11 protein-coding genes and 1 pseudogene are annotated in these 14,647 nt (G+C 64.7%); 8 read left to right on the top strand and 4 right to left on the bottom strand.

Features of this window, described 5'->3' with window-relative positions:
* Positions 1 to 28 precede the first annotated feature (28 nt).
* The gene (locus tag B4E36_RS23300) at positions 29 to 763 is read right to left on the bottom strand and encodes an SDR family oxidoreductase (protein ID WP_292058725.1); all 735 of its coding nucleotides are present in this window, start codon (positions 761 to 763) and stop codon (positions 29 to 31) included.
* An 82-nt stretch (positions 764 to 845) separates the two neighbouring features.
* Between B4E36_RS23300 and B4E36_RS23305 the strand changes: the two genes are divergently transcribed.
* Entirely contained in the window at positions 846 to 1,778 is a 933-nt protein-coding gene (locus B4E36_RS23305) for an AraC family transcriptional regulator (protein ID WP_345900872.1), read from the top strand.
* A 208-nt stretch (positions 1,779 to 1,986) separates the two neighbouring features.
* On the opposite strand, the gene B4E36_RS23310 is transcribed toward B4E36_RS23305, so the two are convergent.
* Complete coding sequence (locus tag B4E36_RS23310; protein WP_292058729.1) at positions 1,987 to 3,879, bottom strand: DUF2207 domain-containing protein; 1,893 nt, start codon at positions 3,877 to 3,879, stop codon at positions 1,987 to 1,989.
* A 254-nt stretch (positions 3,880 to 4,133) separates the two neighbouring features.
* Between B4E36_RS23310 and B4E36_RS23315 the strand changes: the two genes are divergently transcribed.
* Both B4E36_RS23315 and B4E36_RS23320 read left to right on the top strand, forming a co-directional pair.
* Positions 4,134 to 6,284 carry a hypothetical protein gene (locus B4E36_RS23315; protein ID WP_292058731.1) on the top strand — a complete coding sequence of 717 codons (2,151 nt, stop codon included), beginning with the start codon at positions 4,134 to 4,136 and terminating at the stop codon, positions 6,282 to 6,284.
* Entirely contained in the window at positions 6,281 to 7,963 is a 1,683-nt protein-coding gene (locus B4E36_RS23320; RefSeq protein ID WP_345900873.1) for a hypothetical protein, read from the top strand. Before B4E36_RS23315 ends, B4E36_RS23320 begins: the two co-directional genes overlap by 4 nt.
* A 147-nt stretch (positions 7,964 to 8,110) precedes the next feature.
* Here B4E36_RS23320 and B4E36_RS23325 read toward each other — a convergent pair whose 3' ends face one another.
* Both B4E36_RS23325 and B4E36_RS23330 read right to left on the bottom strand, forming a co-directional pair.
* Positions 8,111 to 8,935: a transporter substrate-binding domain-containing protein gene (locus tag B4E36_RS23325; RefSeq protein ID WP_292058734.1), complete on the bottom strand. Its 825-nt coding sequence runs from the start codon at positions 8,933 to 8,935 to the stop codon at positions 8,111 to 8,113.
* Positions 8,936 to 9,079: 144 nt separating this feature from the next.
* Positions 9,080 to 10,003: a LysR family transcriptional regulator gene (locus tag B4E36_RS23330; protein ID WP_292058736.1), complete on the bottom strand. Its 924-nt coding sequence runs from the start codon at positions 10,001 to 10,003 to the stop codon at positions 9,080 to 9,082.
* 154 nt (positions 10,004 to 10,157) lie between these two features.
* On the opposite strand from B4E36_RS23330, the gene B4E36_RS23335 reads away from it, so the two are divergent.
* The 5 genes and pseudogenes from B4E36_RS23335 to B4E36_RS23355 all read left to right on the top strand — a co-directional run.
* Positions 10,158 to 11,333 (top strand): NAD(P)/FAD-dependent oxidoreductase, encoded by a 1,176-nt coding sequence (locus B4E36_RS23335; protein ID WP_292058738.1) that lies wholly within the window; start codon positions 10,158 to 10,160, stop codon positions 11,331 to 11,333.
* Positions 11,330 to 11,584, top strand: a complete 255-nt coding sequence (locus B4E36_RS23340; RefSeq protein ID WP_292058752.1) for a 2Fe-2S iron-sulfur cluster-binding protein — start codon at positions 11,330 to 11,332, stop codon at positions 11,582 to 11,584. Before B4E36_RS23335 ends, B4E36_RS23340 begins: the two co-directional genes overlap by 4 nt.
* Positions 11,577 to 12,914, top strand: coding sequence for an FAD-dependent oxidoreductase (locus B4E36_RS23345; protein WP_292058754.1), 1,338 nt, complete (start codon positions 11,577 to 11,579; stop codon positions 12,912 to 12,914). Before B4E36_RS23340 ends, B4E36_RS23345 begins: the two co-directional genes overlap by 8 nt.
* Positions 12,915 to 12,921: 7 nt before the next feature.
* On the top strand, positions 12,922 to 14,322 hold the full coding sequence (locus B4E36_RS23350; protein WP_292058756.1) for an aldehyde dehydrogenase family protein: 1,401 nt from the start codon (positions 12,922 to 12,924) through the stop codon (positions 14,320 to 14,322).
* Positions 14,323 to 14,332: 10 nt separating this feature from the next.
* Positions 14,333 to 14,647, top strand: a pseudogene (locus B4E36_RS23355) (dihydrodipicolinate reductase); the annotation flags it as partial.

Below are 14,647 nucleotides of genomic sequence, written 5' to 3' on the forward strand. Positions count from 1 at the left end.
CAGCAGCAAAGAAAGCAGCAGAACGGGTTCAGCCTTGCGCCGTCGGGCGGATGACGATGCTGCCGACGTCGACATCGAAGGGCTGTTCCAGCGCGTAGAGGACGCCGCCGGCGATCGCATCCGGCGAGATCGCGATCGCCCCCAGACGCTCCGTAATCATCTTCTTTGTCGTCTCGTCCGTGATGCTGTCTCCGAAATTCGTGGCGATCATCCCGGGCGATATTTCGGTGACCCGCAAATGCGGCCCAGCCTCCTGTCTGAGCGCCTCGGTCACAGTTCTGACGGCATTCTTCGTGGCGGCATAGACCCCCATCGTCGGCACGATCTGGATGCCCGCCGTTGAGACGACATTGACGACGTGACCGCTCTTCTGTCGTCCAAACACCGGAAGGGCGGCCGCTATGCCGTAAAGCGTGCCCTTGAGGTTCACGTCGATCATCGCGTCCCAATCATCAACCCGCAAAGCATCGAAGCGGGAGATCGGGCCGATACCGGCATTGTTGACGATGACATCGAGCCGGCCGAAGCTGTCGATCGCCTTGGCGACCAGTGCTTCCAGATCGGCGCGGCGGCGAACGTCGGTGGCCTTGAAAACGGCTTGGCCCCCGTTGGCGACGATCTCGTCTGTGATCGTTTCAAGTTCGGCCTCTCTGCGCGCGCCGAGCACGACGCGTGCCCCTTTCGCGGCCAGCAGTTTCGTGGTTGCGAGGCCGATGCCGCTGCTGGCGCCGGTAATGGCGACAACTCTGCCTTCAATGGTCATTTGGCACTCCCGATAGATGATTTGCTTTTGCAGTTATCTATGCCAGGAAGGAAAGATTAGCGACGCGAAGGAGTCTCTCAAATTGTCGCGATCGTCCAGCATCGCCGTCGATCCGCTTTCAAACGTGCTCGATATTCTGGGCGCGCGCGTGGCCCGGCGCACACGAATTGAAGCCGCGGGCGCGTGGTCGCTCTCCTTTCCCGGCCTCGATCGTCTCAAATTCGTGGCATTGCTTCGCGGCGATGCATGGATCTCGGTCCCGGGGCATCAGCCCCGGCGCATGCAGGCGGGCGATGTCTGTCTGATCGGACGCACGGACTATGTGGTGTGCAGTGATCCGACACTCGCCCCGGCCGATGGCCGCGCTCTTTACGACGGTCCGGAGCGGGATGTTGCCCGGATCAACGGCGATGAGACTGTCGGCATCGGAGGCAGCGTCACCTTTGCCGGGGCAAATGCGGATTTCCTGCTGGACATGCTGCCGGATTTCTTCGTGGTGCCGAGGGATGCCTCGGGATCGAGCGCGATCGGGATGACCCTCAACCTGATGTCGAACGAGACCGAGCGCGAGGCGATCGGGGGCGAAATCGTGCGCTCCCGCCTTGCCGATATTCTTCTGGTGGAAGCGATCCGCGCCTGTGCGAGCGAGGTCCGGGCGACCGGCATGGGCTGGCTTGGCGCGCTTCTCGATCCGCGGATCGGCCGGGCGCTTGCCGCACTGCACGAAAACGTCGCCCATCCATGGACCGTGGCGGAACTGGCAGGGATTGCCGGCATGTCGCGCGCAGCCTTCTCCGCCGCGTTCTCCCGCCGCACCGGCCAGCCGCCGCTGTCATACCTGCGTTCGTGGCGGCTCACAGTCGCGCGAACAGCGCTCATGCGGGACAATCTGCGCGTGGCCGATGTCGCCGAGATGGTGGGCTACCACTCGCAAAGTGCGTTCAGTCAGGCTTTCCGCCGCGCCTTCGGAACCTCTCCGAAAGACGATACCGCAGGCCCCGCGACCATTCCCTGATACCATCGGGGAAAAGGCGAAATATGAGGATAGTGCGGCCGTTTGAAGCGCCGCCGATATCGTCCATACGCCGGCGACCTCGTCACCCGGCTCGACGCGGAATACAAAGACGCATGCAACCGGCTGTGACCTCCGGTGAACTCGTGAGCAGCCGCAAATCGCCGCACCCTCGCCTTTGGTCAACCAGTTCTGATCTCGAGACAGCCATTCACCAGCCGCCGCCCCCACCGCCGCCGCCGCCACCGCCGGAGAAGCCGCCGCCCGAAAAGCCGCCGCCAGAGCCCGATCCGTTGGGCGAGATGCAAGCCGTGAGGTTGGTGCTGAGCGCCTGGCAGGCGCCGAAGATCGTCGCACCGTTCGCGCCCGTGTCATAGAAGGTCGGGTGCAGGCCGAAAGGGATCGGGTTGATGGTGCCGGGGCCGGCGTCCATCACGCTGTCAAAGGCGCGGCTCCATTCGGACTTCATGTTGAGCGCCACCGCGAACGGCAGAAGCGATGGGAGCGCGTCCCTTTCGCTCCGATTGGCGTGGCGCATGTCGCCGACGCGTTGGAGATAGAGGCGCAGCCCCTCGATTTCCGCCTCGCGCGCCCGCCCCTCTTCCGTCGGCTGGCCGATCCGCGCGGCAAACCACCAGAACAGCACCGGCGTCGCGACGAGGCCGAGCGCCGTGGCCCAGCCGAAGGCCCCGGTGAAGAAGCCCATCATCAGCCACAGACCCGCGCTCGCGACCAGCCCGCCGCCCATGCCGTTTCCGGCGGCATTGCTGACCGTATCCGCCGAGGCGCGCGCATCGAAGCCCGCAAAGGCAAGGCCAAGCGCGATCGGCAGCAGCGGGCCATAGGCAAGGATCCACCCCTCGCCATCCATGCCGGTCAGAGCAAGCGCTGCGGCAAGGCCGGAGCAGAGGAAGGCGGCCGCCAGCTTCCACTTGCCGTTCGGCGCGTAATACCGCCGGCCATGGGTGGCGCGCACCACGCGGGCGAAATCGCCGTAAAGCCGTCTCAGCGTCTGCCGGTTGTTGCGCTCGACCAGGACGCTGCCGCCTTCGGCGCGCACGCCAGAAACCAGCGCTTCCTCCTCGGGCGCCAGCGTGCCGGTCTCGCCCTCGTCCAGTACGATCCGCCAGGCTTTGCCCTCGGGAACGATGGTCATCAGCCCGCGCAGGCCGAGATGGATGACCGTGGCGAGGAGCGCGGAATGGCCGAGCATGCGCCGCATCGAAATATACTGTACCTGAGCGGGCGTCGTGCCGCGCGGCGGCTTGCGCCGCTCGACCACCGGATAGCGACCGGCGTGCTCCTCTCCGGGCCGCCTGATCTGCCGGGAGACGAACAGGAAAAGCAGGCCGAGAGCGCCGAGGCCGACGCCGGAAATCGCCACGCCCGGATTGCGGCGCACCCACCACCGGAACCGCTCGGCGGCCGCCGGTTCGCTGACGAAACCTTCGGGGAATGCGATGGCGACGGTCAGCCCCTCCTCCGGGTCGAGAATGCGATAGGTCGAAACATCGACCGTGCCGCCATCCGGGCTGAGGCGGCGGGACACCTCGGTACGCGTCGAGCCGAGTGGCCCGGTATAGCCGGCGACCTGTGTGGCCCCCGCGCCCTCCGGCAGATGAATGGTCGCGGCGGCGTTGTCGATCGGGAAGGCCCAGTAGGAGCCGGTCACATTCCAGTAGAATTCGTCGTGACCGTCGCGGCTTTCGATCTGCGGTCCGGTGCGATAGGCAAGCCGGAAGGTGTGAACGCCCGGTTCGAGATCGGTTCCGGAATCCCCCAGAAAGATGCGGATATAGTCGCTGCGGCGGGCAACGCGCATGGGCACCGGCTTACCGTCGAGCGTGGCCGACAGGATCTGCAACGCGCCGGGATCGACGCCGCCCTCCGCCGTCCGTCCCGCGATCGGCAGGTCGCGAAAGATGCCATGCTCGATCCGGTACCCCTCCGCCTTGATCGCGATGGTCTCGGTGATATCGAGGCGGCCGGTCGGGCCGATCGCGATGTCGCTTTCGAAACGCTCGATCCGCTCGCGCGCCGAGGCCGGCCCAAGCCAGATCAGCACAAGCAGGAAGGCCGCGACGATCCGCTTCCCCGAGACCAAAAGGCCGTCATCCGATTTACCATGCCGGCGGAAAAAAACTGTCTGGAAAACCGAGAGTGATTTCATGAATAAAATGGCTGACGGCCCTGGCTTTTGGTGTGGCGAATCCGGGTGACGGGGCCTTATAGCCCGGCGAAAAAGCATAGACAAATCCGTTCGTTACAATGGTTTTCCGGCAGGGAGTAAATCTCAACTTGCAGTTACTTGCCTCTGCCCGCCTGCCCCTTCATGACTGCGCCATCGAAGGAGAAAGCATGATCGAACGACGTTTCTGGTTCGCCCTGCTTGTCGCCGCCATTCCCGGCGTGGCAAAGGCCGAGACCATCATTTTCGACCCGGCCGTCGGAGCCGAACGGACCTACCACCTCGAAATTTCCATGGCTTCCGGCTTCAGCGATTCGGACGGCTTTTACGACAACCAGTTCGTTTCGGCGCTGACCCGCTTTGCGGTCACCGGACGCGACGAGGACGGCGGCATCAGCATGGACGTCTTCCCTTTGTGGTTTGCCTATGACGAGGGATCGCGGGTAACCAGCACCGCCTTCGGCGACGCGCCCGACGATCTTGCCCGGCTGATGCGCGAAGGCTTTTCCGCCACGATCGATCCGGAAAGCCACGGGCTGACGGATTTCGCCCCGCGCGGCGATGCCGAGATGCCGGAAGCCATGCTCGCCCAAATGCGCGACCAGCTCGGCCAGCCGGTCCTGCCGGTCGAAATCGAAGCCGAGAAGGGCTGGTCCACCACCACCACGCTGCCGGGCGTCGCCGATGTCGAGATCACCGTCAGCGCGGTGACGCCGGATGCGGTTTTCCTCAGCTATGAGGGCACGTCGGAGGATACGAGACTGTCCGGCGTTTCGGTACTTGCGCGCGACAGCGGCTGGGTCGAGCGCTCGGTGATGACCTATGACATGCGCATCAATCCCGGCGCGAACGACGAGCGTTTCTCGCGCCAGACCATCGCGATGGCGAACACGGAAAGTCCCTTCCCGCTCTATACCCATGCGTTCCGGGGCGAGCCTGAATGGCATGACATGCCGACCTTTCCGTTTTCAACCATCGTCATGCCGCCCGAGCCGGACATGGTGTTCACCGGCGAGCCGGGAGAGGCCGACAAGCACGGCAAGACCTACACGCTGAGCTTCGCCCACGATCCCGCAGCGGGCAGCAATATCGGCCGCTTCGCGCTCCACGATCTGCGTCTTTTCGACGGCGACACCGAACTGCCGACCGCGTTCCTCGCCACCATGCCCGTGACCGTTCCGGACGCCGGCGGGTTCCGGACGGTCTCGCGGGCGCGCCCGGTCGGCATCGGCGATGTTCGCGACGAGCTGGATCGGGCAACGGAGCTCAGCGCCAAGGTCGACTGGTATCCCGCAGAGCCCTTTACCCTGACGCTGCGACCGGATGCAGATGGGAAGGCCAGCGTAATCCGCAATGGCGCCTCGGCCGAGTTCCGACCGACCGATGATGGCTACGAACTGCTGCTGTCCGGCAAAACCTGGGATTTCTTCGGCCTTTCTTTCCCGGAAGGAAGCGACGTCAAGGGACAGATCTATGCCGCCGACAGCGGCGCGGACTGGTTGACGCCGGAGGAAAGCCAGGCGCGTCGGTTGGCGATGCCGGATTACAGCGGCCTCAAGGTGGCGCTCAAGGCTGAAACCGTGCCGGAGAAGATCGAAATCCGCGTCGAGCGCTACGCCGAAAACCCGGCCACGACCCGCACGGTCACCTTCCGCACCGAACGCGGCAAACGCCTCGATCCCGACACCGAGCCCGAGAGGCGAGCGCTTTATCCGGATGGCACGCCGTCGGCGCTCGATGCGATCACGCCTGAAGGCCTCGATCTGGCCGCGCTGCGTTTCAGGCTCGCGACGACGCAGGCGAAGCACTGCGAGACGGGGCTGGATGAGCCCGTATCGCTTGCCGGTCACGACCTTGGCTTCGAAACGCAGACGGACGAACAGACAGGTACGACGACGCTGCAGCTTGAAACCGATGACGGCATCCGCACGCATTTCTACGGGCATGATCCGATCACCGTCGTCATCGATTGCGAAACCACCGTCGCATGGCGCGAGGCGACCGAGACGCTCGATCCCGAACGGCCATGGCTGATCGAACCGGAAGCGCTCGGCGTGGACAGCACCATGACGATTGGCGCATTCAACGCGCGCTTCCGGCTGGTCGATGCCGAGGGCACCGCACTTGCGCTAGTCGCGCCGGATGGCACGCCCCTCGCCCCCGACGACACGCTCGCCTCGGCGCTCTTCGAAGACGGCCATATCCGCGCCGCCGGCCGGCCGGAGCGCATCCTTGAAGCGGACGCCGGTTCCGACCCGGTGACTCGGCGCTTCGAAATCCGCTTTCCCGATCTGCCTGAACCGAGGGAGGACGCCCGATGAAAACCGCTCTCGCACTTCTACTCGCTCTGGCGGCAGGCGCCGCCCATGCGGCCAATGTCGACGAAAATCTGGCACCCTCCCCGGACGGCGCCTACAGCTACACGCCGCCGGAAAAGGCAAAGGACGGCGTCTATATCATCGATATCTACGACGAAGACGATGACCGTTATGCCCGCGTCTGGAACACCGCCCCGACGCTGGATGAGGGCCGCAAGGTCGGAAAGATCGAGACCTTCTATCCCGGCTCGGGCTACCTCAAGACCCGCGTTCCGCTCAACGAGGACGGCCGCCGCGACGGCGAGATGGTGACCTTCGACGAGGATGAGAATGTCGTGGGCCGCACGCCCTATGAGGATGGAAAGAAAAACGGCACGGAGGTCCGGTGCTGGGCGGATGGCAAGCCCCAGCGTGAAACCACCTGGAAGGATGGCGTGCTCAACGGCCCTTGGCGTCTCTATTATGAGGACGGCACGCTTTCGGCCGAAAACAATCATGTCGACGGCCATATCGACGGCGTGGAACGCAAATACCACGAGAACGGCAAGCTTGCCGCCGAAATCCACTGGTCGATGAGCCGGCGCGATGGCCCCTACAGGGACTACGACAAGGACGGCAACCTCATCGAGGAAGGCCATTATGTCGATGGCGCGGCCGATGGGGTCGTCACCGAATACTGGCCCTCCGGCGCGCGCCGAGCCGAGCGCCACTATGACATGGGCACGCCGACCGGCAGCGCAAAACGCTGGTCGGAATCCGGCGCGCTCGTCGCCCAGACCGACTATGCCGGGGATGGCAGCGCGTTGAGAAGCCGGAAATGGAAGGACGGAGAGTTGATCTGGCTCGAAGAGCCGGTTCAGATCGAAGGCCGCGGCGAAGGACAGAAAACCGTCGAGCATTACGGCAATTTCACCGAAACCGAGATCAAGGCCGAAGGCTATCTCCTCTTCACGAAATATCTCAACGACCAGCTTCTGGACCGCACCGAACTGGTCGATGGCGAATATCGCGGGCTGTTCGTCTCGACCACCGAGATCGACCAGATCACCACCCGCGTCCACTATGTCGACGGCAAGGAGGATGGTCTTTACACCCGCGCCTGGCGCGGCCGGGAGTGGGACCGGGGCTATTACGACCATGGCAAGCGCGTCGGCGACTGGCGCCGGACGGAACACTCCAGCGACGTCATCCACGAGACCTATAACGATGACGGAAAGCTGACCGGCGCGCAGCGGACATACAGGATGAACGGCGAGCTGAAGCGGCTCGCCACCTATGACGCGGGCATCCTGAACGGACCCTACAAGGAGCTGGATGGCGACCGGATGATTGCCGGCGGGCGCTATGTCGATGGCGAGAAGCACGGCGAATGGCTGGAACAGGTCCCCTACCGCGACGAAACGAAACAGGGCCGCTACGACCACGGCATCAAGGACGGCCGCTGGACGACCTTTGACGGCAATGGCTACCGCATCGCGGTTACAAGCTTCAGCAACGGTATGAAGGACGGGCCGAGTTACATCCTGGCGGAAAACGGCGCGCTTGAGGAAGTGCAGATGTGGAAGAACGACAAGCGCGACGGCACCACCACCTATTACGACGCCGACGGCCCGATGTCGCGTCAGCTCTGGCGCGATGGCCGGCTGCAGGGGGACGCGGTTCCCGCCCGGGATTCGCGATAAGCCGTTCTCGGGCTGCCGCGAGCCCGCTGGCGCGTATCCGCCGTTTCACAACCGGTTCTGCCGCTGCAGGCGGCACGCATGACACGCCCGGCAAACGCGCCGGGCGTCTTTCCGTCTGCTTAAATGGACGGCAATCCGCGCTCTCGATCAGCCGCCAAAGCCGAAGCCGGGAGGCATGTCCGTCAGCGAGATGCCGAACGGCTCCAGGCTCTTGAGGATCCAGGTCTGGTTGTTGCCGATGCGGCGGTTATACTCGGCCCAGGCGGACACGAAGCTCTTGAAGGTCTCGTCCGCGCCGTAGTTCACGGCAATCACCGAAGGGGTGGACAGAACCGGGGTCGGCACCTTGACGCTGCCCACATTGGCGGCCTTCTTGGAGATCACCAGCCCGTTGAGCATGGTGTTGATCAGCCCCTGCGCCTTGCCGGTGGTGACGGCGACGATCGCCTCGTCGCGGGTCTTGAAGCGCAGAATATTGGCCTTGGGCAGATATTGCTGCGCCATCAGATCCTGCGCGGAGCCGAGATCAACTGCGAAGGTGTATTGCGGGTCGTTGAGTTCGTTCCAGCTCTTGCCTTCCAGCCCCTCATCGGCGGAGATCAGTACGAAACTGTTGTAATAGGTCGGGTCGGAAAACGAAACCGACAGCGCGCGCACCGGCGTCGCGGTCACGGCGAAGGCCATGTCGACCTTGCCGCTCTGGACGTCCAGAATGGCGTTGGACCAGCTCGATTCCACCACTTCAAGCTCGACATCCAGCGTCTTGGCGATATCCGACGCCATATCGATAACGAAGCCGGTCCATTCGCCCGTGCGCGGGTCCTTGTTGAAATAGGGCACTTCGTTCAGGATCGCCGGAATGCGCAGCGTGCCGCGCTCGCGGATGTCGCTGACCGTGTCGGCGCTGGCGGCGGCTGAAAACAGCGAAAGCGCCACCGCCGTCGCGCCACAGATCTTGGCAAGCAAGTTCATTGAGAGATCTCCATAATTCCCCGGATTGATCGTATTATTGAACCGCAACCCCCATCGGTCACGTCGGGAACAGGCTAGCGGCTCAGCCGATCGAGACAATGCTAGAGAAAAGACGGCGCTTGTGCGCTTTTTTGTATGTTCGGGTCATAGAGGCGGCAGGATATCGCCGCTCGGCGGGTCCAGAACCGGCCCCACCAGTTCGCGCTGGCAATCCTCGTAAAGCTGCTGGACCATGGGGTGGGTTTGCAGGAATCCGGCGCTGCCGAAATAGACCCGGATTTCCGGCAGGCTGGTGAGGCGGAGCGAGGCGACCTTTTCATCATCGGCGGCCACGCACCATGAGGGAATGATGGAAAAGCCGAGCCCTTCTTCAACGCACAGCTTCACGCTGGAACTGCCCGAGGTCGAAATCGCGGGATGCACGGTCCTGCCGCCACGGCCGAGAAAATCGACCGAGACATTGCGCAGGGTCTGCCCGGGTTCATAGGTCACGAACGGCTTGTCCGCGGCCCAATCCGGAATATCCTCCTGCGCCGGAACATCGCCCCAGGCGCGCGGGAACACAAGCGAAAGCCGGTAGCTTCCAAGCATGCGCTGCGGCACCACCGGGTCGCCGAAATAGCGTTCCGAGATGCACACATCGAGGCTGCCATTCTTCACCAGTTCGGCCAGCACCGTATCGCGTTCGTAGACGGAGAACTCCATCTCGGGAAAAGCCTCGCGAAAGCGGGCCAGAACCTTGGGAAACAGATAGAAGAAGATCGCCTGCGGCATGCCCACGCGGAGCGCGGAACGCTGGTTCTCGATCAGCGTCGTCAGCCGTTCCAGCATGATGTCGAGCTCGGGATGCAGCAGATTGTAAAGCGCGCGGCCGCGCGGCGTGAGCGTGATGCGCTTGGCCCCCTGCTCGGATTCGATCAGCCTGCTTTTCAAAATCTGCTCGAGCCGGCGCACATGATTGGCGGCGGACTGATAGGACAGATTCAGCTCGCGCGCCGCCGCCGAGAACGAGCCGTTGCGCGCCACATGATAGAAGGTCTGCACCAGTGTAAGACTGATCTTTGCCATCGCGAAAATCCCCTTTCTTCTCTTTTAAGGGGTGGCCGGCCGCTAGCCTGATACAAAAAACATGACCTTTGAAGGCCATTCTCTTGTATCGACGCCCGAAGCCGACAGCCGTCAATATGACCGATATCGAACGCCATCATACCGGTCAAACCAAATGCACTCCCGCTCCACACCATCCGCCATCGTCATCGGCTCCGGCATCGTCGGCGCGGCGACCGCCTATTTTCTTGCGAAAAAGGGCGTCCGCGTCACTCTGATCGACAGCAGCGCGCCGGCGGCGGAAGCGACCGGCGCTGCCGATGGCGCGGTCTCCGTGGCCAGCAAGCGTCCCGGCCCGATGATGACGACGGCCCTGGAAGGCATTGCGCTTTATCGCAGGCTGGCCGAAGAGGGACTGTTCGCCGGCCTGTTCAAGCAGCGCTCGACCTTCATCATCGCTTCCAGCGCGGAAGAATGCACGGTGCTGGAGGCGCATGCGGCGGCCCTTTCATCCGCCGGCGTGAGCGTGGAGCATCTCAACAGCTGCGCATTGCGCCGGCGCTTTCCGGCGCTTTCCGAGAGCGCGTCCCTTGCCGTCGAAGTTCATGCGGAGGGACACGCGATCGGCTACCGGATCGTTCACCGGCTGATTGCCGCCGCCGGCATCGCCGTCAACCGCAACACCCGCGCCAGCCGCCTGCGGCTTGCCGGCAATGGCGAACGGGTCGAGGGCGTTGAAACCGACAACGGGTTCCTCTCCGCCGACGCTGTCATTATCTGCGCCGGTTCCGGCTCCGAGCGCCTGGTCAATGTCGGCGCCGGACTCATTCCGCGCAAAGGGCAATTGCTGGTGACCGAACGCGCCGTCGCCCTCAACGCATCCATGCCCGGCGCGATCATGTCGGGCCGCTATCTGCTTTCCAAGCGTTCCGGCAGCAGCGACGCCGCCCCGCCCGGACGCGGGTTTGGGCTTGTCATCGACCCGCTGGAGACGGGGCAATTCCTGATCGGCGGCACGCGCGAAGCCTTTGGCGACCGCAAGGTCAATGATCTCGAGGCGGTGTCCCGCATCCTGAGCGATGCCGTCGCGCTGGTACCGGGGCTCGCGCGGCTTCGGCTTCTCAGGGTCTTTGCCGGCGCGCGCACCGCCGTTTCCGACGGATTGCCGCTGATCGGCAGGCTGCCCGGCATAGAAAACGGCTTCATCGCCACCGGCTTTGAAGGCGACGGCATCTGCCTTGGTCCGGTCACCGGCAGGACGATCGCCGAACTTGTCACCGGAGAGCGCCCGTCGATCGATATCAGCCCGTTCGATCCTGCTCGCTTCGGCATCTGCGAGGTGGCGGCATGAGCCGGGGGACATTCTTCTTCATGGGGCGCGAAATCGTCTTCCGCCCGGGCGAAACCATCGCCGCCGCCCTTGCCGCCGAAGGTGTGATGCAGCTTGGCGCCGACGGGCTCGGCCAACCGACCCGCTATTTCTGCGGCATTGGCGCGTGCCAGGGCTGTGTCGCGCGGGTCGACGGGGTCGCGCGCGAAACCTGCCTGACCCCTGCCCGCGAGGGCATGCAGGTGGAAAGCATGGAGGGCGGTTATGTCTGAGCCCGCGATCGACGTGCTGGTCATCGGCGCCGGTCCGGCGGGGCTTGCGGCCGCCGCTACGCTGAAGCGCGCCGGTGTTTCGGTCGAGATCATCGAACAGCGGCCGACGATCGGCGGCGCGATCTTCCGCCAGCCCATCGACGGCGTCACCCCCGTCCCGCAGCCGCGCGCGGCCAAGGCGCGTTTCGCGCGGCTGAGACAGGCCGTCGAAAACATCCCGATCCACCATGAACAGGTCTTCATCGCGGTGGATGGCGACAGCTGGGTGGTCACCGAAAACCGCCGGACGGGCCGTATCGAAACACGCCGGCCGAAGGCGGTGATCATCGCAACCGGCGCGGTCGAAAAAGTGCTGCCGCGTCCCGGCTGGCACCTGCCCGGCGTTTCAACTGCTGGCGGCCTGCAGGTGATGATGAAGGAAACCGGACGGCCGCCGCAGGGCCACGTTCTGCTCGCTGGCAACGGCCCGCTGCTTTTCGCCGTTGCAGCGCAGATGGCGCGGCTTGGCAATCCGCCGGTAGCGGTGGTCGAAGCGGGCGCGCCCTTCAGGGCGGTTGCCGCCGGCCTTGAGCTTTTCCGGTTTCCCCAATTGCTGACGGAATCCCTCGGCTACATGGCGACGCTGCTCACACGGCGGATACCGGTTCTGCAGGCGACAACGGTGCGCGATATCCGTCGGATCGACGCGGGCTTCGCCGTCACGCTGGTCGGGCGGGATGGCCGCTCCCGGGAGATCATCGTCGATCGCGTAGGCCTGCATGACGGCATCCGGCCCAATGACTTCGCATTGCCGCCCGAGGGTCAGCCTTCCCCAAGCCACCCTTTGATCCTCCATGCCGGCGACGGGCGCGAGGCGCTGGGCAGCAGCGCCGCCGAAGCCGATGGGCGCAAGGCCGCGGGCCAGGTAATCGCGGCACTTTCCGGACAGGCGCCAAGGCCCGAAGCAATGTTGGCGCACATGCGCGCGGCGCAGGCGGTGCTCGACCGGATCTTCGCGCCCGCATCAGGCGCATCCCCGTTCGCGGCGTTGCCCGATGACACGATCCTCTGCCGCTGCGAGGGCAAGACCGCGGGCGATCTGAAGGCGCTTGTGCTCGGCGTCGATGCGCCCTCGGAGCGTGAGATCAAGCACAATGGCCGCTTCGCCATGGGCGCCTGCCAGGGGCGGTTCTGCGCCCACAATACCGCGGCATTCATAGCCGAGCTCAGACCCGGCCAGACCATCCCCGCAGCCAAAAATCTGGCCGGCAGGCGATGGCCGGTCCGCCCGGTCCCGATCGACGCGATGATCACCGCGGCTTCCTCCCCAATTGAACCGAAAGACCAGTGAGGCATCTATGGCACAGGCACAGGCGGCGACCCTGCCGAAAACAGAAACGATTTCCGTCCGCAACCCGTTTTCCGGCGCGCCGGTGGGCGAGCTTTGCGTGAACACGCCGGTGGAGATCGACGCCGCCGTGATCAACGCCAAGGCCGCCGCCCGCGCCTTCCGCTTCTCGACCCCGGCCATGCGTCGCGCTCTGCTGAACGCGCTTGCCGCCGAAATGGCCGCCGATGCCGAAAACCTGGCGCGCCTCGTGTCTTCGGAAATGGGTAAGACAATCCGGGAGGCGCGCAACGAAATCCGCCGGGCGCAGAACACGCTGAAGCTTGCGGGCGATGCCGCCACCTTCCTCGACGGCGAGGCCCTGCATTGCGCCATCGTCGAGGGCGGCGCGGACCGGCTTGCGACGGTCACCTATGAGCCCGTCGGCGTTGTCGGGGCGATCACGCCCTTCAACTATCCGGTCAATCTGCTGTGCCACAAGCTCGGCCCGGCGATCGCCGCCGGCAATGCCGTGGTCGCCAAGCCCTCGCCGAAGGCGCCGCTTGCCGCCAACAGACTTTGCGAGTTGGCGCGCAAGGCGGGCTGGCCGGACGACCTGTTCCAGGTCGTCAATGGCGGGGCGGAGGCAGCGCTTGCTCTTGCCCGCGCGCCGATTGACCTGCTTTCGTTCACGGGCGGACCGGCGGCCGGGCTGGCGCTCAAGAACGCCAGCGGCCTGGTGCGCTGCCTGATGGAGCTTGGCGGCAATGATCCGCTGTTTGTCCTGCCCGATGCCGATCTCGACCGCGCCGTCGCCACCACGATCGGACACCGCTTCGAGATCGCCGGCCAGAGCTGCGCCGCCGTCAAGAAGCTCTATCTCCACGCCGATATTGAAAAGCCTTTCACCGACAGACTGATGGCCGCGGTGGATGGGGTGGAATTCGGCGACCCCTCGCGAGACGACACTGACATGGGCACCGTGATCGACCTGCCTGCTGCCCGCACGGTCGCCGAAAGGATCGCGGCGACGGTCAGCGCAGGCGAGGGCCGGCTGCTTGCCGGCGGTAATCATGATGGCACCGTTTTCGCGCCGACCGTGCTTGCCGATGTCGCCGCCAATGCTCCGGTCATTGCCGAGGAGACCTTCGGCCCGGTGATCGCGATCCGCCGCTTTTCCGACGCCGGCGCGGCGATCGCGGAGGTCAATGCCGGGGAATACGGGCTGCAGGCGGGCGTGTTCACCAACGACCATGCCCTGGTCCGGATGTTTTCCCGCAACCTCGCCGTGGGCGGCGTGATGATCAATGAGGGGCCGGATTTCCGCGCCGAGCATGTGCCCTTCGGCGGCATCAAGCGTTCCGGCCTCGGCCGCGAGGGCGTGCGCGTCGCCATCAGGGAAATGTCGGAACAGAAGGTCGTGATCGACTAAGGAGAGTACAATGCGTATCGGAATTCTCGGCGCTTCGGGCCGTGTCGGAACCAGTCTCGTGGAGCTGATCGTCTCCAATCCCGGCCTTGAGCTTGCGGCGGCGCTGGTGTCGCCGGGATCAAGGCTTGTCGGCAAGCCCGTCGCCGGCAGCAGCATCGAATATCGCCCCGCCGACGCGGCGATGAAGAGCCATTGCGACGTCATCATCGATTTTTCGACCCCGCAAGCCAGCATGGCGCTTCAGGACGCCATCGGCGTCAAGAGCATACCGGTGGTCATCGGCACCACCGGGTTCTCCGCCGAGGACGACGCCCGCCTGTCGGCC

The organism is Martelella sp. UBA3392 (assembly GCF_002358775.1).
In the GTDB taxonomy this organism is placed as follows: Bacteria; Pseudomonadota; Alphaproteobacteria; order Rhizobiales; family Rhizobiaceae; genus Martelella; species Martelella mediterranea.

What these genes read in the sequence shown, in the direction of transcription:
- B4E36_RS23315 (WP_292058731.1), top strand. Translation starts at nt 4,134, where the DNA reads ATGATCGAACGACGTTTCTGGTTCGCCCTGCTTGTCGCCGCCATTCCC.
- B4E36_RS23345 (WP_292058754.1), top strand. Translation starts at nt 11,577, where the DNA reads ATGTCTGAGCCCGCGATCGACGTGCTGGTCATCGGCGCCGGTCCGGCG.
- B4E36_RS23350 (WP_292058756.1), top strand. Translation starts at nt 12,922, where the DNA reads ATGGCACAGGCACAGGCGGCGACCCTGCCGAAAACAGAAACGATTTCC.
- B4E36_RS23330 (WP_292058736.1), bottom strand. Translation starts at nt 10,003, where the DNA reads ATGGCAAAGATCAGTCTTACACTGGTGCAGACCTTCTATCATGTGGCG.
- B4E36_RS23335 (WP_292058738.1), top strand. Translation starts at nt 10,158, where the DNA reads ATGCACTCCCGCTCCACACCATCCGCCATCGTCATCGGCTCCGGCATC.
- B4E36_RS23340 (WP_292058752.1), top strand. Translation starts at nt 11,330, where the DNA reads ATGAGCCGGGGGACATTCTTCTTCATGGGGCGCGAAATCGTCTTCCGC.
- B4E36_RS23320 (WP_345900873.1), top strand. Translation starts at nt 6,281, where the DNA reads ATGAAAACCGCTCTCGCACTTCTACTCGCTCTGGCGGCAGGCGCCGCC.
- B4E36_RS23300 (WP_292058725.1), bottom strand. Translation starts at nt 763, where the DNA reads ATGACCATTGAAGGCAGAGTTGTCGCCATTACCGGCGCCAGCAGCGGC.
- B4E36_RS23325 (WP_292058734.1), bottom strand. Translation starts at nt 8,935, where the DNA reads ATGAACTTGCTTGCCAAGATCTGTGGCGCGACGGCGGTGGCGCTTTCG.